This is a genomic window from Flavobacterium arsenatis, assembly GCF_031456785.1.
Taxonomy (GTDB): domain Bacteria; phylum Bacteroidota; class Bacteroidia; order Flavobacteriales; family Flavobacteriaceae; genus Flavobacterium; species Flavobacterium arsenatis.
In genome coordinates, this window is sequence record NZ_JAVDVI010000018.1 from 1 (window position 1) to 25,625 (window position 25,625).

General features: G+C 41.1%; 16 protein-coding genes. 12 read left to right on the forward strand and 4 right to left on the reverse strand.

Features of this window, described 5'->3' with window-relative positions; translation table 11 throughout:
• The first annotated feature begins 680 nt into the window (after positions 1–680).
• From J2X31_RS16135 to J2X31_RS16155, 5 genes are all read left to right on the forward strand, one after another.
• On the forward strand, positions 681–5,696 hold the full coding sequence (locus J2X31_RS16135; protein ID WP_310028143.1) for a PKD domain-containing protein: 5,016 nt from the start codon (positions 681–683) through the stop codon (positions 5,694–5,696).
• 85 nt (positions 5,697–5,781) lie between these two features.
• Entirely contained in the window at positions 5,782–7,152 is a 1,371-nt protein-coding gene (locus tag J2X31_RS16140) for a T9SS type A sorting domain-containing protein (RefSeq protein ID WP_310028144.1), read from the forward strand.
• A gap of 365 nt (positions 7,153–7,517) precedes the next feature.
• The gene (locus tag J2X31_RS16145; protein WP_310028148.1) at positions 7,518–7,652 is read left to right on the forward strand and encodes a hypothetical protein; all 135 of its coding nucleotides are present in this window, start codon (positions 7,518–7,520) and stop codon (positions 7,650–7,652) included.
• A 156-nt stretch (positions 7,653–7,808) separates the two neighbouring features.
• On the forward strand, positions 7,809–8,003 hold the full coding sequence (locus J2X31_RS16150; RefSeq protein ID WP_310028150.1) for a hypothetical protein: 195 nt from the start codon (positions 7,809–7,811) through the stop codon (positions 8,001–8,003).
• 994 nt (positions 8,004–8,997) lie between these two features.
• A complete protein-coding gene (locus J2X31_RS16155) occupies positions 8,998–9,243 on the forward strand; it encodes a hypothetical protein (RefSeq protein ID WP_310028151.1) in 246 nt (81 codons plus the stop codon).
• Positions 9,244–9,429: 186 nt separating this feature from the next.
• Here the strand turns inward: J2X31_RS16155 and J2X31_RS16160 are convergent, their stop codons facing one another.
• Positions 9,430–10,413: a Gfo/Idh/MocA family protein gene (locus tag J2X31_RS16160; protein ID WP_310028153.1), complete on the reverse strand. Its 984-nt coding sequence runs from the start codon at positions 10,411–10,413 to the stop codon at positions 9,430–9,432.
• A gap of 143 nt (positions 10,414–10,556) precedes the next feature.
• Positions 10,557–12,542 (reverse strand): YCF48-related protein, encoded by a 1,986-nt coding sequence (locus J2X31_RS16165; RefSeq protein WP_310028155.1) that lies wholly within the window; start codon positions 12,540–12,542, stop codon positions 10,557–10,559.
• A 1,246-nt stretch (positions 12,543–13,788) separates the two neighbouring features.
• On the opposite strand from J2X31_RS16165, the gene J2X31_RS16170 reads away from it, so the two are divergent.
• Both J2X31_RS16170 and J2X31_RS16175 read left to right on the forward strand, forming a co-directional pair.
• The gene (locus tag J2X31_RS16170) at positions 13,789–17,007 is read left to right on the forward strand and encodes a LodA/GoxA family CTQ-dependent oxidase (RefSeq protein ID WP_310028157.1); all 3,219 of its coding nucleotides are present in this window, start codon (positions 13,789–13,791) and stop codon (positions 17,005–17,007) included.
• A gap of 1 nt (position 17,008) precedes the next feature.
• On the forward strand, positions 17,009–18,103 hold the full coding sequence (locus tag J2X31_RS16175; RefSeq protein ID WP_310028159.1) for an NAD(P)/FAD-dependent oxidoreductase: 1,095 nt from the start codon (positions 17,009–17,011) through the stop codon (positions 18,101–18,103).
• A 657-nt stretch (positions 18,104–18,760) separates the two neighbouring features.
• Here J2X31_RS16175 and J2X31_RS16180 read toward each other — a convergent pair.
• Positions 18,761–19,810, reverse strand: coding sequence for a response regulator (locus tag J2X31_RS16180; RefSeq protein ID WP_310028161.1), 1,050 nt, complete (start codon positions 19,808–19,810; stop codon positions 18,761–18,763).
• The gene (locus J2X31_RS16185; protein WP_310028164.1) at positions 19,807–20,991 is read right to left on the reverse strand and encodes a PAS domain-containing sensor histidine kinase; all 1,185 of its coding nucleotides are present in this window, start codon (positions 20,989–20,991) and stop codon (positions 19,807–19,809) included. The genes J2X31_RS16180 and J2X31_RS16185 overlap by 4 nt, the downstream gene beginning before the upstream one ends.
• Positions 20,992–21,235: 244 nt before the next feature.
• On the opposite strand from J2X31_RS16185, the gene J2X31_RS16190 reads away from it, so the two are divergent.
• The 5 genes from J2X31_RS16190 to J2X31_RS16210 all read left to right on the forward strand — a co-directional run bounded on the left by J2X31_RS16190 (position 21,236) and on the right by J2X31_RS16210 (position 25,619).
• A complete protein-coding gene (locus J2X31_RS16190) occupies positions 21,236–21,892 on the forward strand; it encodes a BON domain-containing protein (protein WP_310028165.1) in 657 nt (218 codons plus the stop codon).
• A gap of 23 nt (positions 21,893–21,915) precedes the next feature.
• On the forward strand, positions 21,916–22,275 hold the full coding sequence (locus tag J2X31_RS16195; protein ID WP_310028168.1) for a hypothetical protein: 360 nt from the start codon (positions 21,916–21,918) through the stop codon (positions 22,273–22,275).
• Between the two features lie 168 nt (positions 22,276–22,443).
• Positions 22,444–23,898 (forward strand): OmpA family protein, encoded by a 1,455-nt coding sequence (locus J2X31_RS16200; protein ID WP_310028169.1) that lies wholly within the window; start codon positions 22,444–22,446, stop codon positions 23,896–23,898.
• A 230-nt stretch (positions 23,899–24,128) separates the two neighbouring features.
• Positions 24,129–24,707, forward strand: a complete 579-nt coding sequence (locus J2X31_RS16205) for a hypothetical protein (RefSeq protein WP_310028170.1) — start codon at positions 24,129–24,131, stop codon at positions 24,705–24,707.
• A gap of 249 nt (positions 24,708–24,956) precedes the next feature.
• Positions 24,957–25,619 (forward strand): BON domain-containing protein, encoded by a 663-nt coding sequence (locus J2X31_RS16210; protein WP_310028174.1) that lies wholly within the window; start codon positions 24,957–24,959, stop codon positions 25,617–25,619.
• Positions 25,620–25,625 lie beyond the last annotated feature (6 nt).

Genomic DNA, 25,625 nt, shown 5'->3' on the forward strand with positions numbered 1-25,625 from the left:
TTTAAATATTTAATTGTCAGAGATTTAAATATACTAAATTTTACCTTTTTGTACAATATTTTTAGCCTAAATTATTAATCGAGTTCAGGTTTATAGATAGTAAAGGCGGAACCATAATAAAATATCCCGACCTCATCTTACCACTTCACTTAAGATCACCATTCATACTCTAACCAATTGCGATACGAAAAATTCAAAAAACGGAATTACTTTCCAATTGGATTAGTTGGTGGTAGCGTTTTTTTTCAGTTCATTCGTTTCTTTCTTACAGTCCCGACACCTGGGGTAAAAAAAATGTATCGGAAACCTTTTTTACGAAATTCTTCCTATCCCAGTACCATTCGGCCACTGTAAACCTAATAAATAAAACCCGAAATCGATACGCTATAGATCTAGGCCTTAGCGTCAAAGCCTTTGATAAAAATTTTCAACTGCTTAAAAATTTAACTATAATGACATAAAAAGTAGCGTGGCAAGCGAAACGATAAGCATAAATTTGAAACGCTATATTTTCAGGAATTTAACAAGTACGTTATGAAATAAGCAACATAAAAGTTAAATCAAAAGTTTGAAATCAAGCGGTAGTGGGGATAAGTCTTGCAGTAAGGAAGGCTACCTGATTTCACTCAGGAAATAAATCCAAGCAACAAAAACAGCGTAATCAACAAAAACCCCATTATATGAAAAAAAACCTACTCCCAAAACAAAAACTATTTTTTGTTTTAACCCTGTTTGCCTTGCTTTTTGGAGGCATTCTAAAAAGTCAGGCACAAGGCGCTGGCATATCCCTGAGCTGGAACAAGGCGGTGGGCTGTGAAATATATTCAGAAGACCGTAAAGATGTCTTTCTGGAAGAAATTGTAGAAGGTGAATGCATTGAAGTCTGCAAAGGGAGTTCCGTAATTTATACCCTTAACGACCTTCCCTCAGGCGCTACCACTGTTTGGACAGTCAGTGGCGGTACGATGTCCAGTATTCTAAACAATAAAGTTACTGTCAATTGGACCGGTATTGAAGACGCAGAAATTTCCTTTGCAATTACTACTGCCAATGGGGTAGTGACAGGAACGCTTTGCATTACCATCATTCAGGGACCTCAAGCTTCTTTTTCTTCAAGCCCATTTTTGACCAGTGAAATTATCAAAGCATGCAGTGAGCAAAATATTTTCTTTACAAACACCTCCCAGACTAATGGTGGTTCAGATATAGTAAGTTATTATTGGAATTTCGGCGATGGGAATTATTCGGATGCACAGAATCCCAGTCATTCCTTCGCAAACCCGGGTACATACCATGTATCCCTGACCGTTACAAATAGTTGCAACTGCACCAGTACGTTCAGAAGGGAAGTCCAGATAGAAAGGAGGGGATTTGACATCATTTGCCCTAGTATAGTTTGCGAGGGCCAAACCGCCCTTTATTCCCTGCCAGAACAAGCAAATAGCGCTTGCAATGGTTTCAACTGGAGTGTAATTGGAGGTACTATCATTGGTTCTACCTCTTCCAATTCCGTGAAAGTACGATGGGATAACGTTGATGCGGATGGGTTTGGGTATATCACTTTCACACCAAGCCAGTGCAGTTTGCCTTGCGTTTTTCCTACAACGACGAGAATCCCTGTAATCAAAACAAACGGAACGATAGAGGGAAATACCTCCCTGTGCTTGGGCGAACAAGGCCGCTATGCACTGCCCCAGTGGCCTACGACTGATTTCCAATGGCACATTGAAAACAATGGGAGTGGCCAATTAGGTACCATCATACAAACAGACCAACGCAATGAAATTATACTAACGCCAACACAAGCAGGCACCATCACTTTAATCGCTACGTATAACAATACACTTATTCATTGTGGCGGTACGGCAAAACTCGTTATAAATGTCAAAAGTCCTGAGCCTTTTACGGGTGAAAGCGTAGTTTGCCTAGGCACTTCTTCCACATATGCTACCGTATCAACCAATCCAGTAACCTGGACACTCAAAAACAGCAGTGGCACTACGGTGGGAAGTCAAAACAACACCAACACCTTTACGCACGTTTTCAATACCGTAGGTAATTTTACCCTTACGGTTTCCGGAACAGGCATCTGCAACGGACAAACAAAAAATATAGTGGTGAAGCCTGCACTTGCAGCACCTGTGTTGGATGCTCCCGCTACCCTAGTATGTCCCAATGCACCTTATACGTACGCTGTTACCAATCCGGATCCCAATAGCACTTACCTTTGGGAAATTGTGAACGGTACCATACTTGGCAGTGCTACAGGAAGTGAAGTAAATGTAACTTTTTTAGGAAGTGGCCAAATCAAGGTCAAGAAACAGCAAATAAATCCGGTAGGTTGTGATTCACCATTTACAGTGCAGACGGTTACCTCGGTGACTATAAATGCAGATATTTCTACCACTACTGCCGTAATCCAACAGATCGTTTCCTGCAGCAACAATTATTTCACGTACAGGGCCATAAATAGCACGGGAGGAATTTATAATGACCCCGGCAGCAATTATACCTGGAGCATCAACCCCAGTACGGCGGGAAGTATCTCTTCCGGACAGGGTACCAATACCGTAGAAGTATTGTGGAACAATGTAACTGCACCCCAAAACTATCAATTGATTGTGGTGATTACCAAATGTACGGTTGTGGCAAATGTTGTAAAGACCATTACAGTCACACCTATTCCTGCCATTACCATTACCGGCAATAATTCGGTTTGCAGTGGAGTTGGCATCAGTTTCAATATAAATTCAAGTACCCCTTTGGCGAGTGGAACTGTCGTAAATTGGGTTTTTGGCAATGGCCAAACTATGAATGCTCCGGCAGGAACAGCTGTAACCATGAGTTATAACAACGGGAATGGTGTCAATAATAATTACACCATTACGGCCAGTATTGCGAGTCCCAACCTTTGCACGGGAACCATTACCGCTTCCAAGAATATTGTAGTAACCCCTGGTCCAAATGCGAGTGCCTCTAACGTCACTGGTGTCAATTCCTTCTGTAATGCTGCCAACGTCAACGTTACCTTATTGGCGGGCACAACAGGTGGAGCTACAATCAAATGGTACAAGAACACTCTTGCAAATCAGGTAGGAACAGGCGGCACCCTAAATGTTGGACCTTCACTGAATTTCGGAACCTACTTTTTTGTCGCTACGCTAAACGGCTGTACGACCCAATCCAATGGCATCACAATTTTTAACAACTGCAATGAACCTGCAGAGTGTACGATCAGTCCCAACCCAACAACCAGCATTTCTTGGGCCAACAACTGTGGTTCTTTGCTGCTAACGGGTAATGCTTCAGGAACCCCATTGAGCAGACGCTGGACGATCAATGGTCCTGGTGTCAGTATAAGCAATGTGCCAAGCAACACCGGATCCAACCAATACCTGCTGACGACACTTCAGGCAGGACAGTATACCGTTCTGTTCAGTACTGCCTATACAGGAACAACCGGACAACCGTGTACCCGTACCGTATCGCAAATCGTTACCGTACCTTATGTGCCCAACTTTAAAATTAGTGCTACCTGTGGGCCTGTGGTCAACAATACCACGACCTATAATGTAACCCTTACCGACGATTCCAATTTCCTCACTACCATCACCAGTAAGATGTGGCAGTATGAATTGAGTACAACGGGAGGCGCTCCCTGGACCATGCTGTCTGCTTTCAGTACCACTGCCAACTTTACTTTGCCGAGTAGCCTAGCCGCTGGAAACTATTACATCAGGCAATCCATCAAGGGCAGCTTAGGCGGAACCGCCCAACCTGTATGTACGAAAATTTTGCCGTTGAGCTTGATGAATATGAACAGTTTGAGTATTGCTTTTCTACAACCTCCATGTTTTGATACGGCTGTTGCTTTTAATATACCTGGTACTGATCCATTAAATGGTGACACTTTCTTGTGGACTTTTGACAACGTGACTGTGCAAAACACCAATTCTAACCCTAAACGTGTATTTGATGAAACGTTGGCCGGAACTAATAACTTTCAGATTTCAGTAAAAGTAACCAATAAATACGGTTGTTTTAAAATACTATATGCCAATGTAAACATTCCGTTGAAATGTTTTAATGGTGATATTGTATCCAATCCACCAAATGCCACCGTATGCAAAGGCGATTCAGTTATCTTATCGTACAATGCAGGCAGTTTAGCTGACAATTGCCCGATATCTAGCTATCAATGGATGAACGGTACCACCGTTCTGGCTACCACTTCTACAAATTCATTTGCAGTGAGCACTCCCGGTTTTTATACCGTGAAAGTGAGTAATGGTAGTTGTGACTATACCAGTCCAACCATCATCAAACCAATATTTCTAAATCTTCCAACACTGACCTTAAGCGGCCCTACCACGCTGTGTTTGGGTGATGAAGCCGTTTTCAACGCAACCTCCAATGCTACTGCAATCAAATGGACCATAGACGGTAGCTATACGGCTGCCTTTGACGACCAGGAAGGCATCAGTCTGCCCGATCTTTATCTGGGGACCCACGACATTTCTGTGACCGTAACTTCAAGTGACGGATGTACAAAAACGATGGCCCAAACCATAGAAGTGGTTCCTGCACCAGCAGAAGTCACCATCTACACACCGGTGCTGCAGGATTGTCAGACCTATAGAATTAAGCTCACTGCCTTTGCTAACGGCACAGGCACCTATAATTGGAGCAATGGCGCTGTTGCCACTAACAATCCCGATGGATCAAGCAGCATCACCGTAAACGAAGGCGGTGCCTATATGGTAACGTTTACCAACGAAGGCGGCTGCAGCACTACTTTCCAAGTGTATGTCCCTAGAAGCCCAAAAGCCTATATGTGGGTTTTCCCTACGGGTTGTTACAGCAAGTGCAAGGACGAGGAAGCCTTTTTGTTAGGTCCGATCCTTCCGATGAGCACCTGGAGCTGGCTGCAGGATGGAACACCAGACACCAGCGGAAGCAATTCGGTGCCTGCCGATTATCCTCTGACAGAATCGGGTACTTTCAATATGCAACTAAACACCGGACTCTGCAATTTCACCACCCCCTCGATGTCCTTGAGCGCGAGTGATTGCGTTGCTTGCAGTTTGGGTGTTGAAGTGAGGGAGGTAAAATTTGTGGACAACCACATCTGTCTGTCCATGGTGACGCTGATCATACACAGCAACTATGGTATCGATATTCAGGGATCTGTTGTGAGCAACACCAACGATTTAATCATAAATCCTGGAAGTATCACCATCGTTCCCGGTTTCAATATGTTTACCTTTTCGGTAATCCCCATCAATGGATTTAATGGCGGTGTTACTGCCCTGTCCCTGATTGGTACCATTATGGCAGACGGGATCATCAAGAATTGCGTCACACCAATCGATGTGGATCTTAGAATTTGTAATTCCGAACAGGCACGTCCTGCAGCACTTAACGATACGGAACAGCAAGCCATAAGCAGTAAAGGCAATATCATGCTGTACCCTAACCCTGCCCAGGACAAGGTAAACATCCGATTCGAGACCGAACATGGCAGCGGCCAGGTAGAAGTCTATGACATTACAGGCCGTCTGATTACAAGTTTTGAAGCTGCGGCAACACAGGGTGTCTGGGAACTCGATTTGGCTCCTATGGCAACCGGTGTGTATGTAGTAGTCTTACGCAACGGTACCGAAATACTGATGCAACGAAAATTGCAGGTATTGTAAAAAAAATCAATAACTTTATAAACCCTTTTCTCCTTATAAGAGGAAAGGGTTTTTTAAATAAAAACAACCTACTAAATTTTAAAAAATGAAAAGAATTTTACTTATTATATTAATGTGTACTACGCTTTTTGCGAATGCCCAATGTTGGGAAAGCATTTCCTCTGGCGAGCGTCATAGTGTGGGCATTAAAACAGACGGTACATTATGGGGCTGGGGTTATAACGGACCTTACGGAGCTGTAGGTAACGGCAATGACTGGACACTTGCAAGTCCAGTGCAGATAGGCTCTGGTACTACGTGGGGATCTGTGTCTTCGAGTCCTTTGGGTAGTTTTGCCATTACCGAAAATGGTATATTATGGGGATGGGGTGGCAATGATAAAGGACAATTGGGTATAGGAAGTACTGCATTATGGAGCTTAGTTCCCGTACAAGTAGGCAATAGTACTTGGGAAATGGTAAGAAATGGCCGTAGACATACAGTTGGTATCAAAACAGATGGAACCCTTTGGGCATGGGGAAACAATGAAGACGCAACCCTTGGCGACGGCACTTTTGTCAATAAATCTGTACCTACCTTGATAAGCAGCAGTACGAATTGGAAAACAATTGATTGTAATGATACTAGAAATATTGCCATAAAAGAAGACGGCACACTGTGGGTTTGGGGCTTTAACAGTCCCGTTTTAGGTATTTTGGGTAGTGGCTCTAGTGTTACATATATTACCGTTCCAACTCAAGTAGGCACGGACACCAATTGGAAAGAAGCAGTTGCTGGAATGGGTCACTTTTTGGCCCTGAAAACAGACAATACCCTTTGGGCCTGGGGGGGCGGGGATAATGGTCAATTAGGAACTGGTAGCATATCATCCCTTCCTTTTCCAACGCAAGTAGGCACGGATACCAATTGGGCAACAATCGCTACGGATAATCAGAGTTCCTTTGGCATTAAATCGGATAGCACTCTTTGGGCTTGGGGACAAAATAATTTAGGTCAATTGGGTAACAATACGCAAACCAACCTATTGGTTCCAACACAAATTACGACCGATACAGACTGGAAAGCAGTTGCGGCAAGTTACAATACCACTATTGCCTTAAAAACGAATGGTTCTTTATACGCTTGGGGCGATAATTTTTATGGTACCTTAGGCAATGGTACATTTGTGAATAGCTTGACCCCGCAACTCATCAATACTTGTACCTTAGGCGTGGAAGATTTCGGTAAAAACAAAAAAGTAAACCTCTACCCCAACCCCGTCCAAAATCGTTTGTTTATCGATACCCAGGAAACACAAAGCTACCAGATCTACTCTATTTTGGGAACTAAAATAAGCGAGGGCACACTTGTGGCTGGCAACAGCATTGATTGCGGCAACTTGACAGCAGGCGTGTATTTAGTGCACCTGACAGACAATTCAGGCATCACCACCACGCTGAAATTTGTAAAGAAGTAATTGGCACTTTATGGCTAGTCCTTTCTCCTTATAAAGAGGAAAGGGTTTTTTAAATAAAAACAACCTACTAAATTTTAAAAAATGAAAAAAAATTTACTTATTGCTTTTCTACTAACATACATTTACTCAAATGTCCAATGCTGGGAGTCTATTTCGGTGGGAGAAAGGCACGTGCTGGGCATTCAGACCGGAGTGGCAATAATTGGCCTTACAATGCTCCGACGCAAATAGGCACAGCCACTGATTGGAAAGAAGTAAATGCTGGAAATATTCACATTTGACACTTATATACTTGAGTGTACTAAAAAAAAATTAAATTCTTCAGTGCTTCATACATACCACATATAATTTAAAAACATTAAAATATGAAATCTTTATCACAGCATATTGCGGAAAGTTTATCAGAAGAAGTTCAAACTAATACGGTTGCAGAATCTACTTCTGAAAATAACGGAACTCAAGTAAATGAGTCAGAAGAAGACGAGGAAAAAGAAGAATAGGAAAACTCAAAATTTACGGAAACAAAAACCTCAGTTTAAATACTGAGGTTTTTTGTTGTAATATGTGACAAGAAAATTTTATCTCCAAATTTGATTTCTTTGTTGATATTTTTTTTTTATACGATATATATTTATAAAAACAAAATCAACAAAATTATGGCGCTAAGAACAGTATTTAATGATGAGAATGACAATGAAATGGATTGTTATTTAAACGATAAAGGACAAGTATTTATACAAGTTGGAGAATACGGGTCAGACATTTCAGAGAAAAATTTTATAACATTGGATAAAAACGATGCTAATGAACTAATTAAGATGCTAAATGAAATAGTTAAAGAAATGGAATAAGTAATGTTGTTTTTGAATATTTTTAAAGAATTGAGAGCCCTAATAAAAAACTTCGTATTTTTATTAAAACAAAATCAGCAAAATTATGCAACATAAATCTATAACTGTTAAGATTAAAATAATAACACTTTTTCTTCCGAGTATGAAGAATATGAATTTCCTGAACTACAATCTTTTTTAGGTGATGGTTGGCTAATTCAAAACACATATCTTAATAGTGCAGGTCATTATTTGTTTATTACATACAATCTTGAAAAGATGAATGATTCTGATTAGTAAATATTAAAAAAACCTTCCTAATCGGAAGGTTTTTTGTTGATAATTATTCTCTTCCAAACACATTTAGCCTTATTGATTTACAACATTAGTAAAATAAGTATAGCAACTATTGTGGGCACCATAAGCGACAAAGCACTTTCCTTTATTTCTAAATTCAGAGCATTCATATTTGATGTAGTGGAAAACCAAACAAATAAAATTGGAAAGAGTGTAATAAAGGCTACAATTGGAATTAATATAATACTCGTCAAACATCCAGAAGAATTTTTGTTATTTGAGTCATGATGTTTGGTAATGACTTCCAATAGATTAAATGGCTGAATATGGTCATTTAAATGGGATTCTATATCGATTTTGAATAAAAGACCTGTTACATGCACTAGATAAGAACCTGCAAGCGAAACAGCAAAAGGATAGTGAAATCAATAGCAAAATTTAAAAGGATCAGTTCAATAGCAAAAGTTCTATTAAAGCATTACCATAATCCGACTGCACAACAACCGCCTATAATCCAAGTATCCTTGAAGCCATTTCTTTGTCTGCTTCATTTCGCTAATTTCATTCTCATTTCAAGAGCATTGCTGTTAGTTTCAGTGGGAAAATGAAGTTTTTGTTTCCCATTGCCACTGCTTCCCAACGATCCAAAAGTTTTAGCATACAAGAAGTTAATCACCACGATAGGTGACTGTTACCCAGAAAAGCCTACTGGCTGAAGATGCTGCGAAGCGATGTGAATTCACAGGCTGAAGGAATCAAGGAGCAGGAAACTGCAAGGGATCGCCTAACACCCGAAGAATCCATTGCCCTTTACAATATGCCTTGCACGAAGGATATTAAACCTGTCTTCCCAGCAGACCGGCATCTGCTATTCAGATTTAGCAAACCTGAAATGGAACAATATAATAAGTACAAACCATGGACACTTCGCAAGGTTCAGGCAACAGAACACACAAAAAAGTAAAATGATGCGCATCTCCGAACGTACTTAGAAGTTAATGTTGGCTTTCTGCCTCGGAAAGTTTCACAACCTGGGAAGCCTCACGATATGGAGATCATCCTTCAGCCAATAAAAAACTGGAAATAGTTGCTCATCCTCCTGTTCCTTGTTCTATTGCTGATCAAAAAAGAAGCGCTGGAAATGAACACCCTAGTCACAAGGATAGGCTATTCCCACCAACCTGCGTATCGCATCCAGCGTATCCATAAGCAATAGGCTGTCAACGTGCGTTACTATCTTGCTTTGGATCAGGCCCGCACGTAGGCATTCGTTAACATGCCTTATCTCATGTTGATAGCCATATCCACCCTCATTATCAATATCGATAATGGTTTTGATCCCATCGGCATAATATTCTATGGTTGAAGCCGGCCCATGGAATGGGGTGGTCAGTTTTATCCGTCCTGCCGTTCCGCAGATTTCCACCTCTGTAGAGAGCTCGGCCGACAGGGAGGAATAGAGGCTTGCCATGGCTCCATTGCTGTATTGGAAAGTTACTGCACATTGCTCGTCAATGCCGTCTGCAGTAGCAGAAATCCTAGCACTTATATCGTCCGGCTTCCCTAAGACATCCAATGCGATGAAGACATTGTAGATACCAATATCCATAAGGGAACCTCCCCCTAAGGCGGGGTCCAGCAGCCGTGAGGAATGCCCGGGATTGACGCGGAACCCAAAATTTGCCAGGACAGCCCTGATTTCGCCCAGGTCGCCACTCTCGACAATCTCCATCATCCTCCTGTAATGCGGGAGGCATTTGGTCCATAGGGCATCCATCAGAAAAAGTTCCTTGCGATGCGACAGTCCAATCATCTCGGCGGCCTGCATCGAGTTGAGGGCAAATGGCTTTTCGCAAAGAACCGACTTCCCACCGTTGAGGCAGAGCATCGTATTATGATGGTGCAGGCTGTGGGGCGTCGCAATATAGACAACATCGACAACGTCGCTTTCGGCAAGCTCCTTATAGGTGCCGAAGCTGAAGGGGATGTCAAACCCGCTACAGAAATTCTCTGCACTTTCAAGGGAGCGGGAACCCACAGCGGTTATTTCAGCACCCTCAACCCTCCCCATATCGGAAGCAAACCTGTGTGCAATCCCGCCCGTGCCTAAAATGCCCCATCGAATTTTTTTCATACTCTTCTAGTTTTTTTGATTATTGGAATCACTTTGCTCTGGACCGAAAGATATTTGATGCATCGAGCCAATTTCCCGGCTACTAAACCATCCGCAAAAAAGCTGCGGCTGGACTTTCTGCCCAGGACTCCTTATAATTTAATCTACCGGACCATTATCTTCCTATTTACCACAGTACGGTGGTCCAAAACAACTTTGACAATGTAGACACCGGCAGCCTGTGCACCAAGGTCCATTTCAAAGCTGTCCCTGTCCATGCCATTGAAATTTAAAATTTTCCTCCCTGTCATATCAAATAATGCTATGCCGGTAATGGAATCCTGTTTTGACTTCGGCGAGATTGTTATCTTATTGTGCGTAGGGTTGGGGAAAATGACTATACCTTCTCCTGGCAATAAGATGTGCCCGCTTGAAAGCACCCCTGATGCGGTCCTCAATATCTTTCCGTAGGTACCGTAAAGGTATGCCGAGCTCCCCACAAATGCAAAACCATGCACCCCGGGAATATTCCAAAGCATTTCCCACGTAGCCCCACCGTCTTCCGTCTTATGGATATTGTTGCCATTGTCAAACCCATAACCTATTTCCGGGCTGGCAAAGCCGATCTTGCTGAAGGCATAGAAAGGGTTCACTTGCCAGGTTTGTCCTCCATCAGTGGTCATCTGAAACGACAGCGAGGAACCGGAAAGGAAACCTGTATTCTCGTCAACAAATTGCAGTGCATCAATGCTGTCGTTGCCCGTAAAGATCACGTCCCAGGTATCACCCGCGTCGATGGTCTTGTAGATGGACGAACCGTCCCTGGCATAACCCACCGTGCTTGACAGGAATTGAATATCGTCAAAACTCATATGATTCACCACCTGCCAGGTGATGCCTCCGTCGGTGGTTTTTTTTGTTTGGGGCACGTTATAGCCTCCGCTTATAACACCTGTATCCTCATCGATAAAGTCCATACCGAATATGTTACTGTCGTTAAGGAGCGACCCTGTGCCTATGGCAGACCAGCTCTGCCCTGCATCGCTTGTCTTGTATAGGTGTAGCCCCGAAGCCGCATAGCCAACCTGCACATTTACAAACTTAAGTGGCGCGTTTTGCAATGTGGTGCCGGGAACGCCTAGATTGCCCCTGATTTCCCAGGTGTCGCCTGAGTTTTCAGAAGCCAGTATGTCAGACCCCGAACGTGCGTACAATGTCGTCCCATCCGGACTTGCAAGCGAAGATATGTCCCTGTAGAAGAATCCATATTCATTCCAGCTTGCTCCACCATCGGTGGTTTTTACTATCCTTCCCCTGTCGCCTGTGGCAAAGCCCATGTTGCTGTCGACGAAGAAAATTCCGTTAAAATCGGTTGCGTCGCCCATGGAATTGTTGAAACCTACATATTCCCAGCTTAAGCCCGAGTCCGTGGTTCTGTAGATACTGCCATAGCTGCCAGTGGCATAGCCGACCTCGCCGACAAAGCTGAAAGAGTGTATCGTGTTCTCCGAAAGGGCACCCATCTCATTCCAAGTCTCCCCCCCGTCGATAGTCCTGTAAAGTCCAGACATCGTCCTGGCGGCCACCCCTGTGCTTTCGTTGAGGAAGTATAGTGCCGAGAAGCCGGAGGAGCTGCTGTTTGCCACGGTCGCATACCAGGTAAGGCCGCCATCGACGGTCTTGGCGATTGATCCGTTGGCATAGGCGGCATGCCCCACCATGTTGCTGGTAAAAAAACTCTTCGTGATCTGCCCCTGTATGCCGGAACCGACGGGCAGCACCTGCCATGTGATTCCCCCATCAGCGGTCTTGGCAATCTTATTGCCCGCGGAGATAAAGACCGTATTCCCGTCGAGAACGGTCACGCTATTATAATCCTGCGGGGATCCTATTCCGATAACGACCGGGCTCCAGCTAGTACCGCCGTCGTCCGATTTCAAGACTGTACCATAATTGCCCACGATAAAGCCTAGATCGCCATTGAAGTCAATGTCGTTCGCATCGTAGATGTTCTGTTTCACACTCCATTGGATACCGCCATTGGTAGTTTCAAGGATCTCTCCGTCGCTTATTACAAATCCGTGCTGCGACGAGGCAAAGCAAATATCCCTCCCTGTCTTGTAGGACGGTATGGGATTTACAGCTTCCAAGGAAGACTGAGCCTGCAGAAAAAAAGGAAGGAACAGGGAGATGGAAAAAAAAAATCAGCTTTCTCATGGTCTATGTGTAATTGTTTCGTTATCTGCATTCTATGAAGTGCTCCAAGTTGGCTGTCAATCGTGTTCCAGCACCCAGGGACTTTGAACTGTCTTCAAAATTATCATCAGCCCACCCGGTGATGCCGGAGGCACAGGGGTTCGCTTCGCCCTTTCGGACTCCCAAGGTACGCCATGGGATTGAATTTTCATAATCACTGCCCAAGTTTTTTATAAGCGTGATTGTGCCTGCTTGACTTATGCCATAATCTCGCCCCAGCGGAAATATAATGATTAACTTCCAAAATGCTGTTTTAATCACCTGATCCCTCCGTAGCGAAAATCACCCAACAATATAGACATATTATCCTATACCATTTTTTATTATAAAAACGGATTTTTGTATTTGGTTAAAAAAATTGACAAATCTTTCTTCCTTGTTTCTTTTTTAAACAAAAAAAGGTTTGTTTGAGTTTTTAAAAATTTGTACTCCTTATTGTATCTCGCAACTCGCGAAGTACTACTGACATTGGAACATTAATTTCTGTATCGGGAAAATAGCGAGCACAAAAAAACAACAAGCAAACCAATTAAACTACCTTAAAAACAGCAGTTTAGCTGGATTTTCTTTTACCGATACTTTGCGTTATTTGCAAATGTTCACACTTTTTTTGTACCCCATTTTTACCTCGAAAAAAACTCTAGAAAAAAAGAATTTTGGGAAAATTATGGTACGCAGACACACACGTAGACACATTGGAACACAAAAAACCGACTATGAGCTCATGAAATCAAACCAGCTTCATCTCCGAAAAAAAAAACAGCCCTTTTGCCATACTAAAAAGAGTAAATGATATTGAAGGCTGGGACTTTGCGCATGCAAGGCAATGCCCATAGCGGCTTTTTGAGGTTGACTTCAACAGAAACAAACAGCTTCCTATAAATCTGATAAGATTAAGTTTATAGAAGCACGATCAAATCACACCCATAAAGCGGAAAACCACCGAATAGACAGAAATCCAAAGAGTAAAACAAAGTGCAAAGAACAGGTAAAACTACCTACACGGCTTGGCAGGATAAATTTTAGATTTGTCAAGATATATTACTGATAGCGGCGAACTATTGTGTTATTTGGGTTGCCACAGGATTCAATAACATATGCGATGTAACTATTAAATAACGTAACCAATAATTACCAAACATGGACAACAAAAAACGAATTATTGAAAAACCTACTGCAAATAACGTAAAATGTTGGGACAGTAGTGGCAGTACTGAAATGGTGACACAGCGTCTTAAAGAGATGTTTGTAGAAATGGGGCAAAAAACCCGAATTGAAAAGGGACAAAACCCCGCCGAACGTGCAGTTTTTAGAAAACAACATGGCATCACGTATGGACAATTCATAATCAATGAGGATATTCCTGAAAAATTCAAAAAAGGCATTTTTGCTGGCTCTCTTTATGATTGTGCTGTTCGTTTCTCTAGTGATACAGGCACTACTTCGCCTGACTTACACTCTACTATTGGAGTGGGTTTGAAATTGTTTGGAGTGGAAGGTCCGAAGCTTTTTGGGGAAGGCCCTACTGCCGATTTCATCTTTCAGAATATCGATCGCTTTTTTGCCCGTGATGCACAGCAAATGTGTACGTTTACAACTGCTGGTGTTATTGATAGGGATTATGATACGTATATCAACAAGCATCCTGAATTGGCTAGTATTTTGCAAGCTATGCAAAAAGAAGAAGCTAGTGTGCTAAGTGCCAGTTATTGGGCTATCTTACCTTTTCAATTAGGAGAAACTCAAATTGTAAAATACCGTTTGGTTCCAGATGACACCTATAAAGGAGCACCTTTTGATAATGATAATTATTTGCGATTGGATTTAGAAAAACGTTTACGCAATGGAGGCGCTGCTTTTAGATTTGAAATCCAATTACGCACTAACGAAGCAACCATGCCCCTTAATGATGCACAGGTAGTTTGGAGTACCGAGGAAAGTCCGTACATCTGTATTGCCAAGTTGCATTTACCCCAACAAGATGTAACAGCGATTGGTCAGTCTGAATTTGGAAGTAATCTTTCATTCAATATCTGGAGAACTTTAGAAGCTCATAAGCCTTTAGGCTCAATTGCAGAGGCTCGTAAAACAGTTTATGCCGCCAGTGCTAAAGCCAGACATCAGGCCAATGGGCAGCAACTACAAGAACCTAAAGAAATAAATCCACATTTTAGAGGCAATACAGACGAGGAGAGTACTTGCATTGTTAGAGCTGGTATTTATCCCCCTATTGGTGTAATGCGAGTAGGAAATAGTGAAGAAGAGTATTTCATAGGTCCTTTAGTCGACGAACCTGAAGCAAAAGAGGATGTGTATGCCTATCGCGATAAAACCGGAGCGATAAAACGCCAGGCGGCACAGTTTCGCATTTATGGTTTCAACGCTGCCGGGAAAGCTATTAAAGAGCTGACTATGGATAATGCTAAAATTACTTGGCATTCGCATTTGGCCAATCAAAAATCATCTTGGTATCAATTCCAAATTGCCTTAGATATTCCGGATGCATCCAATCCCAATGTTCCACCTTCTTTATTAAGAAATATTGATGTAAAAGACCGTTCTCAATTATTAATTGATGGTGGAAAAGAAAGCATTTCAGAACCTAATGTAACTAAAGGCAAAAAGTTCAAAGGAAAATTTATGGATAAATCGGTGTATTTGGGAGAAATGCATACCGATGAAAAAGGACGCTTAGTGATGCTGGGAGGTCATGGTACATCGAAAAACATCAAGGGTGACAGAGCCATTACCTTCGCCAACAATGAAGGTTGGTATGATGATATGTCAGATGGCCCTGTTACAGCCACAGTAGAATATGAAGGAGTAGCTCTCAATGTAGATCCTGCTTGGGTAATTTGTGCTCCACCTGATTATGCTCCTATGCAAAAATCGGTTCGTACTATGTGGGATTTGATGCGTAGCGTTGCTGTAGAATCGGGAATGTTAGTAAGACCTGCAAGGCCTTCTTTCTGCAAAGACATCTTGCCTATTTTTGAAAGAATGACCAATTTACAATGGGTAAATGCAGGATTTGCTGCTGCCTTTGGATGGGGCGGACAATTTAACTATACCAGTATAGCATGGGTGAAAAAACTAAATGATCCTTCTTCTGCCAACTTAGAAATGCGTCGTACTATTTCCAATAATTTCCGTAGGTTTGATCAATCTGGTGCTGAAGCTCCACAGCTATGGCCTTGGTTATATGGTGATGCAGTTGCCATTCCTACACTAGGTTCTGTGCGTCAACATTCAACCTTATCGCATTTGCAATTGGAGTTTCTAGACCAATGGGTAAAAGGTGATTTTGATGCAGATTTTGTAGATACAACAGGCTGTCCTTATATTCCACCTGTTAAAAAAATTGATGATTATCCTATTGCCGAACAACCCGATATGCTAACCAAAGCAGCCATGGATTTCTGTTTGGCAGACGCTTTTCATCCGGGTTGTGAAATGACTTGGCCTATGCGAACTTCTGGTATGTATATGGCTCCTTTCCGATTGAAACACGCTCCTAAAACACCCAAAACCGATTATCATTATTATGGTTCTACCATGAATAGTGATGTCTTGACTTTACCTGCTGGTCCTTTATTAGGTGGCCAGGTACCAGGTGGTGTAACCAGATGGATGGCTATTCCTTGGCAAACTGATACGGCAAGTTGTAGAGATGGTTATACTACTGCATACGATCCTTATCTGCCAACATTTTGGCCTGCCAGAGTTCCTAATAATATTTTGAGTGAAGAACGTTACAAAGAAACTTTAGATACACACTTAGCAGAAGAAACCCGCAGAGAAGCTTTTGCATACCGTTATTTTTGGTTGGATGATTTGCCTTTGGATGGAGAAGCACCGACACAAACCAACCAGATTAATGCAATGGTGAAGTATTTTGACAAGTTAGCGATTGTTCAACCGCGTCCGGGTGTGCCTGACAATCCTAATTTTCCACCCGAAATGCAAATTGGTGTAATTCCTAATGAGGAACAAAACCAACTGTTGTTGCAAGAGACAGAAGCCCGATTAAGAAAAATCTTAAATGACAATAAACACTTGGACAAGAAAGAGGAATCTTTATTGCATACTACTTTGGAACATTTGTCTAAGGAAGGTTTGTTTACTGAACAAGTTGTAATGGAGAGCACTCGCGAGCAATTGTTAGCATTGGTTCAGGACGAAATGGTTCAGGATGAAGCTTTAACAAGCGAAGTTCAAAAACTAGTTAATCTATTAGCCTCTAAAGCACATAAACACACCAAAACCAGAACCGTTCCTCATTCCAGACAACCTCGAAAAGAGGTGGGTGTTCCTGAACAGTTGGTTCGTTTCCAACGTTTTATTCCAAAAAAATATTAGATTGGTATCCGAAAAAACAGATATAGTAATTATAGGTGGTGGCATTGCAGGTTGCATTGCCGCCATTTCTTTAATCGATAGCTATCAGGTAACAATAGTGGATAAACTTCTTGAACCTACTGAACGTATTGGGGAATCTTTAGCTCCTGCTTCACAACGCATTCTAAAACAATTGGATCTGTTGGAGGGTTTGGAAAACCAAGTGGGTACTTTGTATCAAAAAAACGTAGGTATGCAGTCTTACTGGGGAAGCAATCAAGTACATCTTATAGACGATTTAAGAAATCCCGATGGTTTTGTTAAAAATTTGGATCGTCAAGCTTTTGAAACCTATTTAAGAAAGACTGCCGAAGCACGCGGGGTTCATTGTATATGGGGTTCCAAACTGCATAGTAGTTCTTATGAAAATTCTCGTTGGCAGGTGCAACTAAGAGCTAGTGATACCTCTTTATCTACTTTTACAATTTCAGCTTCTTTTGTTATTGATGCCAGTGGGCGTCAATCTCATTTTGCAAAGAGCTTGGGCATTAAACGACAAACAGAAGATAAATTGGTTGCTTGTTGGGTTACTTTACCTAATAGCAGAACAAATACCATGAGTACTATTTCTGCCAGTGAAAACGGGTGGTGGTATAGTGCTGTTGTTCCTGGTGACAAACGGGTGGTGGCTTTTCATACCGATGCTGATCTGGTGGCTAAAAATAAACTTAAAACTACTGCCTCGTTTTTGGAATTGGCAAAAGAGAATCCTGTTATTTTGTCTTTACTAAACGAACATGAAAATGCTATTGCTTTTAAAGGTACGATTGCCGCTAATTCGACTAAATTAGAACAAGTAGCGGGGCAACAATGGGTTGCTTTAGGCGATGCGGCACTAAGCTTTGACCCATTATCTTCGCAAGGCATGTACAATGCCATGGCTGGTGCGATGCAATTGCAAGCTTTAATAGTACAATATGGGTTTACTGAAACACTTCAAAAAATACATACAGAACAAACAGAGCACATTTGGCATCATTACCTAAAACATAAAAGCATTTTTTACCAAGCGGAAGCCAGGTGGAAAGAAAGTGCTTTTTGGGAGAGGCGGTTTTGATTTCCCTTTACAATCTTTTTATAGAATTCAAATAATTTAACATCGATAATATACTCTATCTCGATAAGTATTTGGGTTCTAACTTCAGGACGTAGATGAATCGGTAGAAATATACCGTTGATTCAGGAAAATTATCCATTAACAATAGAACATGAAATTATCCGCATCTTACAAAAGATTTATCGTTGAAATAATCTACCTGCTTTATATCCTGCTTTTTGTGTGGTATTTATACCAAAAAGCAGACACTAACTGAAGGAACTTTGGGCGTTAAAATATCGAAAGGAAAAACATAGTATTAAATTCGCCCGCAGAACTAAACAGGAAAACTTAAGAGGCCTAGAAAAGATAGCCAATGTCAAGTTGGAAAGCAACATAGCAGAGAAATGTGACGGCTATTTACAGTATAAAAAAAAAGGTTTTTTGAGATTTGGTAAAATTTGTACTTTTTACCTCATTAGTAGTTGAGGTACTACAGCAATAAAGTAATTTCTGCATCTTAAAAACAGCATTGATTTGTTTTTTTTTATTTTGCATGAGTTTTTTACAGCCACTTAAATTTAGTAACCCTATAGAGTTTGAATTTAAAAACAATCAAATTCAAGCGCGAAAAATCGGCATTGTGTTTATGCATTGTAAGTCAATGACTTTTATAAACTAATTCCGCATCTTGCTGAATTTACTTGGATTGAGTATCTTCAAAATACTTCCCTTCTTCTCAATAAGTCCTTCGTTTTTAAATTCGGTCAATGTCCGGCTAACCGTTTCGGAAGCAGTTCCTGACAATGCCGCAAGATCCGTACGGCTGATGGTAATACTGTCAAGTCCCAACTCTTGGTTCCTAAACAAACTCAAGATGGATTCGGCAATTCTTTTTCTTACAGATTGGTAGGCAAGTTGCATGAGTTGGGTATCCTTGTCGCGGATCTTATGGGATAGCAACTTGAGGAATTTCCCAGCAACATCAGGATACAATTGCAAGAGTTCGTCAAATTGTAGCTTCGGAAAAAAACACACCTGAGTATCTTCCAGAGCAGTGGCTGTATCATCATAGGGATTGCTGGATAATATGATGTTAAGCCCCAGAAAATCTTCTGCCTTATAAATGCCGGTCATCAACTCACGTCCATCTTCCGCCAGTTTCATCGTTTTTATTTTTCCAGATAAAACAAGGTAGATTCCTGTTGCCATGTCGCCTTCATAATGCACTACCTGATTCTTCTTGAAGAGCCTGCTTTTTCGTTCGGCTATGATTCTTTTCAATTCTGGCAGCCCTTCTTTTTTAGACACCATTTGATCGAATTTTTCAAGCGAATTACTGAAGGAAGCGTGTTGGGATTCCTTCTTCTTCAATCGGCTTTCAATGGCATTTAGGAGTTCCATCCTGCCAAAGGGTTTGGCAAGATAATCATCGGCTCCCATCTCCATTCCTTTTCTCAAATCCAGCCTTTCTGATTTTGCCGTAATGAATATAAAAGGAATGTTAGCCGTTTCAGGATTTTTATTGAGAAGATAAAGTACGCCATAACCGTCAAGTTCCGGCATCATAATGTCGCAAAGTATTAGATCCGGCTGGTATTTGGAAGTCATGGCAATTCCCTCGGTTCCATTTTTAGCAAAAGCTACCTCATAACTGGCCAGTTCAAGTATCTCAATTACATTTTCCCTTATCTCTACGTTGTCTTCAATTACTAGTATCTTTTTCATAGCTTAAATGTTAAGGTGAATAATGTGCCTTCGGTTGTTGTACTGCTAAAACTTACTTTCCCTTTCATAAGCGACAAATAACGTTCAACAATGTTCAAGCCAAGTCCAGTTCCTGCAATATTTCCGGTATTGTGAGCCCTGAAAAAAGGCTGAAACAAATGCTGTTGGTCGTCTTCGGGAATACCTATGCCATTGTCCTTTACGGTAATGATGCAATGGGTTTCATCGATTTTTGTGGTAAATTCTATACAGCAGATGTCGCCCGAATATTTTATGGCATTGGTAATCAGATTCACAATGCAATTCTTGAGTAGATTCTGATCAAGGAAAACCTGATTTTGTATTCCTGTATGGGTATAATTGATCTGTTGCGATTCTTTTGCCAACAACTGCATTTCCTCTGTGATTTCAGTCGCCAGAAACACAATATCAAAATGGGTAGGATTCGCCTCTACCTTCCCTCCTTCCAATTGTTCCATATATAGGAAATCATTCAGTACAGAAGTCAGATTCGTTACCGACTTGATGATCTTGCCAACATGTTTTGCAATTTTCTCATCTTGATAAGGCTCGGCATATTTTTCGATGAGTGATGCCGATAGATGCACCGTACTCAATGGTGTTCGGAATTCATGTGAAGCCATTGAAAGAAAACGGTTTTTCAATTTGCTCAACTCCTTTTCCTTTTCTAAACTAGCACTTACCTTTTCTTTTGATTTTTCAATGGCCTTGATGGCATCATTAAGGGTTTTGGTCCGTTCCTCAACAAGCTCTTCAAGATGTGAGGCATAATTCTTCAATCGGACCTCATCGGCTTTTTGCTGTGTGAGGTCATGTATGGAACCTGCATATATCGTTCTTCCTGCATATTTGACTTCACTCACACCAAGCTTGAATGGAAAGTGATAGCCGTCTTTTGTCCTGCCGGTTAGTTCCCTTCCGATTCCAATGATATGTGGCTTGCCGGTTTTTTTATACGTGTGGAGATAGCCGTCATGATTTTCCCTATCTGTCGAAGGCATCAGCATCGAGATATTTTTGCCAACCACCTCATGTTCCTGATAGGCAAAAAGCTTGCAGGCTGCCGGATTGATGCTTTCTACAATACCCGAAGCATCGATTGTAATGATTCCGTCAATTGCATTGTGGACAAGGGCTTGTAACAGGGCGGCATTTTCCATGAACGTTTTTCGCCAACTTATGTCAGCTTTTGTAAATATCGGCTTTTTAAAATGGTTAAGGCGTGTTTCACTGCTTTATTATGCTTTGGATTTTGTTCTATATCTATTTTTAGTCTTTAATAACTAAAATTGTGACGGCAATCATTTATTGGTTTGATGCAACTCATTTTTATAAGATGGGAATAGTTGCAACTTTGACCTCAATGGATAACACCATTTAAAGTACCATCATTAATAGGAAAAAATGGAAAGCGATCAGATATTGGAAACGAAAGTAAATGATGCCTTGAGAAAGGAACTGATGAAGCCAACATTAGGAATAAAAGCCGTTGCCGTTCAAGGCGTGATTACATTGTCTGGTAGCACCCATAACTACGTCATTAAAGTACAAGCTGAAGCCATTACCCGAAACATCTTTGGAGTAAAATCTGTAATAGACAACATTGATATAACAACAAATGCATGGGACAGAAAGAACGATTTTGAAATCAAGACAGCACTTCTCAATATCTTCAAATGGAATTGGAATACACTCAACGAAACAATCAAAGTGACGGTTTGCAATGGCTGGGTAACGCTGTCAGGCGAACTGGAATGGAGTTATCAAAAGGAAGCTGCAAAGGCAGTTGCAAGCAATTTGATTGGAGTGAAAGGTGTTACCAATTTAATCTGCATAAGCTCTGAAAGCGACAGGGAAATTAAAAAAGAAACTGTCGAAAAAGCCTTGAGAAACCATATTGCAATTGATGCAACAAATATAAAAGTAACGGTGTCCGACCATGATTTGACGTTATCGGGCAGTGTAGAATCTTGGTTTCAGAAAGAACTTGCCGGACGTGTAGCTTGGAAAGCTCCCGGAGTTTTTCACGTGAACAATGACCTTTTAGTTGATGAAGTATAAAATAATTTTAAGCTCTAATAGATATGGAAACGAAAGACAACACTACAATAGCAACTTACACCTCTCCTAGACAAGCCGAACTTGCTATTATCAAGCTTCATGAAAATGGTTTCGACATAAAAAAAATTGCTCTTTTGGAAAAAGAATTTCAAATGACTAGCTGTGAGACGTTTTGTGGCAAGGATAATGAAAGCTCCAAAGAGAAAATTCTACAGCGTATCTTAAAACCAATGCCCGGCAAAATCACACTGCTTTCAGAAAATTTACCTTCCGATGTGCAAACAATAGCCAAGATTTTGGGAATCGAAATCAAAAAGATAAACCTTCAAACAATTCCTGATAAAATCGTATTGAGTGGTGGAGAACGTTCTCCCCTTCAATAAAAAAATGTGTCTTCTATCACTTTTTGATAGGAGTAGGATCATTTATTCAGGACAACAACTGTCTCACCTTTGTAAGGATAATTCACAACAGGTTTTTTAAAAGGTAAGATTCCTGAATTATACAAATCCTAAATTAAAACTAATAATGCTAATATTAAAAAAGAAAAGATGAAAAAAATGCTACTCTTATGTATGTGCTTTGCATATATGTTGACTTCAAATGCCCAAACTGCCGACAAGAAATGGAATGTCGGGGTTCATGGTGGTGTGACACAATACAACGGCGATCTAGGCCGAAGCTTTTACAAGACCGATATGACCAATTATGGTTTCGGAGGCGTTTCTGTTTCCAGATATTTAGGAAAACTTTTCGATGCCAACATCTTATTGACAAAGGGAACAATTGGGTTTCACGAAGCCGGAGGCGAATTCAAGAGTGATTTCAATGCAGCTTCTATCAACCTGCGTTTTAACCTGACAGCACCTGAATATATCATAAGACCTTATGTTTTGGTTGGAGTTGGTGTCATGCTTTTTGACAATCAAATCAACTTTGACCAAGACCGTATTGATTATGCCTTGCCAACTGCTGGAGCCGGAATCAATTTTAGGCTTTCGCCAGAAATAATGCTGAACCTTCAGGAAACTTTCTCGTTTTCGAACAAGGACAGAAGAGATGGCGTAGAATCGGGTGAAAACGATGCTTTCCTTTCCCATATGATTGGATTGACCGTGAATCTTGGGAATGCCAAGGATGCCGATCTTGATGGTGTTGCCGACAAGAAAGACAATTGTCCTGATACTCCAATAGGAATTACGGTAGACAAAAAGGGTTGTCCTTTGGATCGTGACCTGGATGGTGTGGCCGATTATCTAGACAGTTGTCCGGATATTGCAGGAACGCCACTATTGAACGGTTGTCCTGACAAGGATAATGACGGTATTACCGATGCAGAAGACAGCTGTCCAAACGAAGCAGGATCGAAAGCTCTCAATGGTTGTCCTGATAGCGACAATGACGGTGTGGCTGACAAGGATGATAAATGTCCGAATACTAAAGCTGGAATGAAAGTAGATAAAAACGGTTGCATCATGGACACTGATAATGATGGCGTGATGGACGATGAAGACCGTTGTCCTGAACATGCAGGTCCGATGGGACTGAAGGGCTGTCCTGATTCAGATGGCGATGGTGTTGCTGATTTAGACGACAAATGTCCGAATGTTGCAGGAACGATGGCAAACAAGGGCTGTCCTGAAATTACTAAACAAGATGCTGTTCGGATTACCTATTTGGGAAGCAAGATTTTCTTTGAAAACAACAGCGACAAGCTAAAAGTGGCTTCACTATCGCAACTGGATGAACTTGCAAAAATCATGTACAAATACGACAACGCTAATTTGACGATCGAAGGTTACACGGATAGTGTTGGATCAGATGAATTCAATCTTGAACTTTCGCAAAGACGTACCGAATCTGTTAGAGAATATCTAATTGGTAAAGGAATTGATTCTAGAAGACTAACCGGTATCGGGAAAGGCGAAACCAATCCTGTAGCCACAAATGTTACTGCATTGGGCCGTGCTAAAAACCGTAGGGTAGAATTGAAAACAAATTATTAATTATTGATTTCTGTTTAAGGATTAAATCTCAATTAATATTTGGAATGGCTGTTGTAATGACAGCCATTTTTTATTGATGAGAATCATCATCTTATAAAATAAATAATAAAAATAAAAAATGAATAAGTAACGAAAGTCATTTTTCGCAATGATAAATGTCATGTCTTGAAGCACAATAATGACGCAACTTTGCATCAGAAATAAATCAATAATTCTAAAAATTCAAAGAAATGAAAAAGCAGTACATTTTATTAGCAGTTGCCATTATTGCAACAGGATTCACCTCAAATGCACAAATTCAAAAAGGAAATATAATGATTGGAGGGAATTTGGCCAACATCAATGTCGGGCTTAACGATCCCAATATTCTGAGTGCCGATATTACACCAAAGGCAGCTTGGTTCATCAAGGACAATCTAGCCCTTGGTGGTTATGTGAATTTTGGCATCGAAACGGCGAAAAATTCAGGAACGACAACCAATTACGGTATTGGAGCTTTAGGCCGCTACTACATGGGAAAAGAAGTTGAAGTCATCAAACACAGCCGCTTTTTTGGAGAGCTTACTGCTGGTTTTGGAGGAGTCAATGTTAGCGATGCCGGGAATACCAATGGTTTGAATATCGGTGTAGGACCAGGTTTTGCCTATTTCATCACACCAAACATCGGGTTGGAAGTATTGGTAAAGTACAATAGTCTTGTAGGTTTGGGAAGTACGCCATACCAAGGAAACCTGAACGCTTCATTTGGTTTTCAGATCTATCTACCAGGCAAGAGTGCTGCAAAGAAGGTGCAAGACGATAGAAAATAAGTCCTTGGAATTTAATCCTTGATAAATAAGTAGTAGAAGCATCGGTAGTAGAATTCATTTGATCATAAAGTGAATCGGAGGTTGGAATAAAAGAATGCTATTTGTTTTTCCATTAGCTAAAAGGTTAAAAAACCGTTGAAGCACCATGATAACAACCTTTTATAACTCACCCCTAGAGTAGCATTCAGGGGAAAAACAATGAATTCGCTCCCTTTGTTTTTTTTATAAATAATAATAAATAATAAACAATTGAAAAGCAACGAAGAACTTCAAAAAAATGTAGTGGATGCCATCAATTGGGAACCACTTTTACAGGCAGCCGAAATTGGTGTCATGGCCGATGATGGCGTAGTGACCCTTAGCGGTTCTGTGAACACTTATGCAAAGAAAGCAGAAGCCGAACAGGCAACCAAAAACGTGGCAGGTGTCAAGACTGTGGTCGATGCTATCGAAATCGTTTTCAATACAAAGGATATAAAAACCGATGCCGAAATTACCGACGCCATCGAAAATGCCTTCAAGTGGCATTGGGATATCCCGACTGAAAAAGTCATGGTTTCGGTAGAGAACAGCTGGGTGTTCCTTTCGGGAGATCTTGAATGGAACTACCAAAAAGAATTTGCAGAAAGTGCCGTAATCAACCTCATCGGCATCAAGGGGATCACCAATACCATCAATATTATTACCTCTACAAAAGACAAAATTGAAAAGGAAGATATTGAAATTGCCATTGAGCGGAATGGTACCATCAACAACAAGAACATTTGCATATCGGTTCTTAAAAATGTGGTTACCCTGACAGGAAATGTAGATTCGTGGTACCAAAAAAGCGAAGCAGGACGAATCGCCTGGAACGCTCCCGGAGTGCATCAGGTAAACAATGATTTATATGTAGATTTTGATGAATTATAAACTAAA

What these genes read in the sequence shown, in the direction of transcription:
- J2X31_RS16135 (WP_310028143.1), top strand. Translation starts at nt 681, where the DNA reads ATGAAAAAAAACCTACTCCCAAAACAAAAACTATTTTTTGTTTTAACC.
- J2X31_RS16140 (WP_310028144.1), top strand. Translation starts at nt 5,782, where the DNA reads ATGAAAAGAATTTTACTTATTATATTAATGTGTACTACGCTTTTTGCG.
- J2X31_RS16145 (WP_310028148.1), top strand. Translation starts at nt 7,518, where the DNA reads ATGAAATCTTTATCACAGCATATTGCGGAAAGTTTATCAGAAGAAGTT.
- J2X31_RS16150 (WP_310028150.1), top strand. Translation starts at nt 7,809, where the DNA reads ATGGCGCTAAGAACAGTATTTAATGATGAGAATGACAATGAAATGGAT.
- J2X31_RS16155 (WP_310028151.1), top strand. Translation starts at nt 8,998, where the DNA reads ATGCTGCGAAGCGATGTGAATTCACAGGCTGAAGGAATCAAGGAGCAG.
- J2X31_RS16160 (WP_310028153.1), bottom strand. Translation starts at nt 10,413, where the DNA reads ATGAAAAAAATTCGATGGGGCATTTTAGGCACGGGCGGGATTGCACAC.
- J2X31_RS16170 (WP_310028157.1), top strand. Translation starts at nt 13,789, where the DNA reads ATGGACAACAAAAAACGAATTATTGAAAAACCTACTGCAAATAACGTA.
- J2X31_RS16180 (WP_310028161.1), bottom strand. Translation starts at nt 19,810, where the DNA reads ATGAAAAAGATACTAGTAATTGAAGACAACGTAGAGATAAGGGAAAAT.
- J2X31_RS16185 (WP_310028164.1), bottom strand. Translation starts at nt 20,991, where the DNA reads ATGGAAAATGCCGCCCTGTTACAAGCCCTTGTCCACAATGCAATTGAC.
- J2X31_RS16190 (WP_310028165.1), top strand. Translation starts at nt 21,236, where the DNA reads ATGGAAAGCGATCAGATATTGGAAACGAAAGTAAATGATGCCTTGAGA.
- J2X31_RS16195 (WP_310028168.1), top strand. Translation starts at nt 21,916, where the DNA reads ATGGAAACGAAAGACAACACTACAATAGCAACTTACACCTCTCCTAGA.
- J2X31_RS16200 (WP_310028169.1), top strand. Translation starts at nt 22,444, where the DNA reads ATGAAAAAAATGCTACTCTTATGTATGTGCTTTGCATATATGTTGACT.
- J2X31_RS16205 (WP_310028170.1), top strand. Translation starts at nt 24,129, where the DNA reads ATGAAAAAGCAGTACATTTTATTAGCAGTTGCCATTATTGCAACAGGA.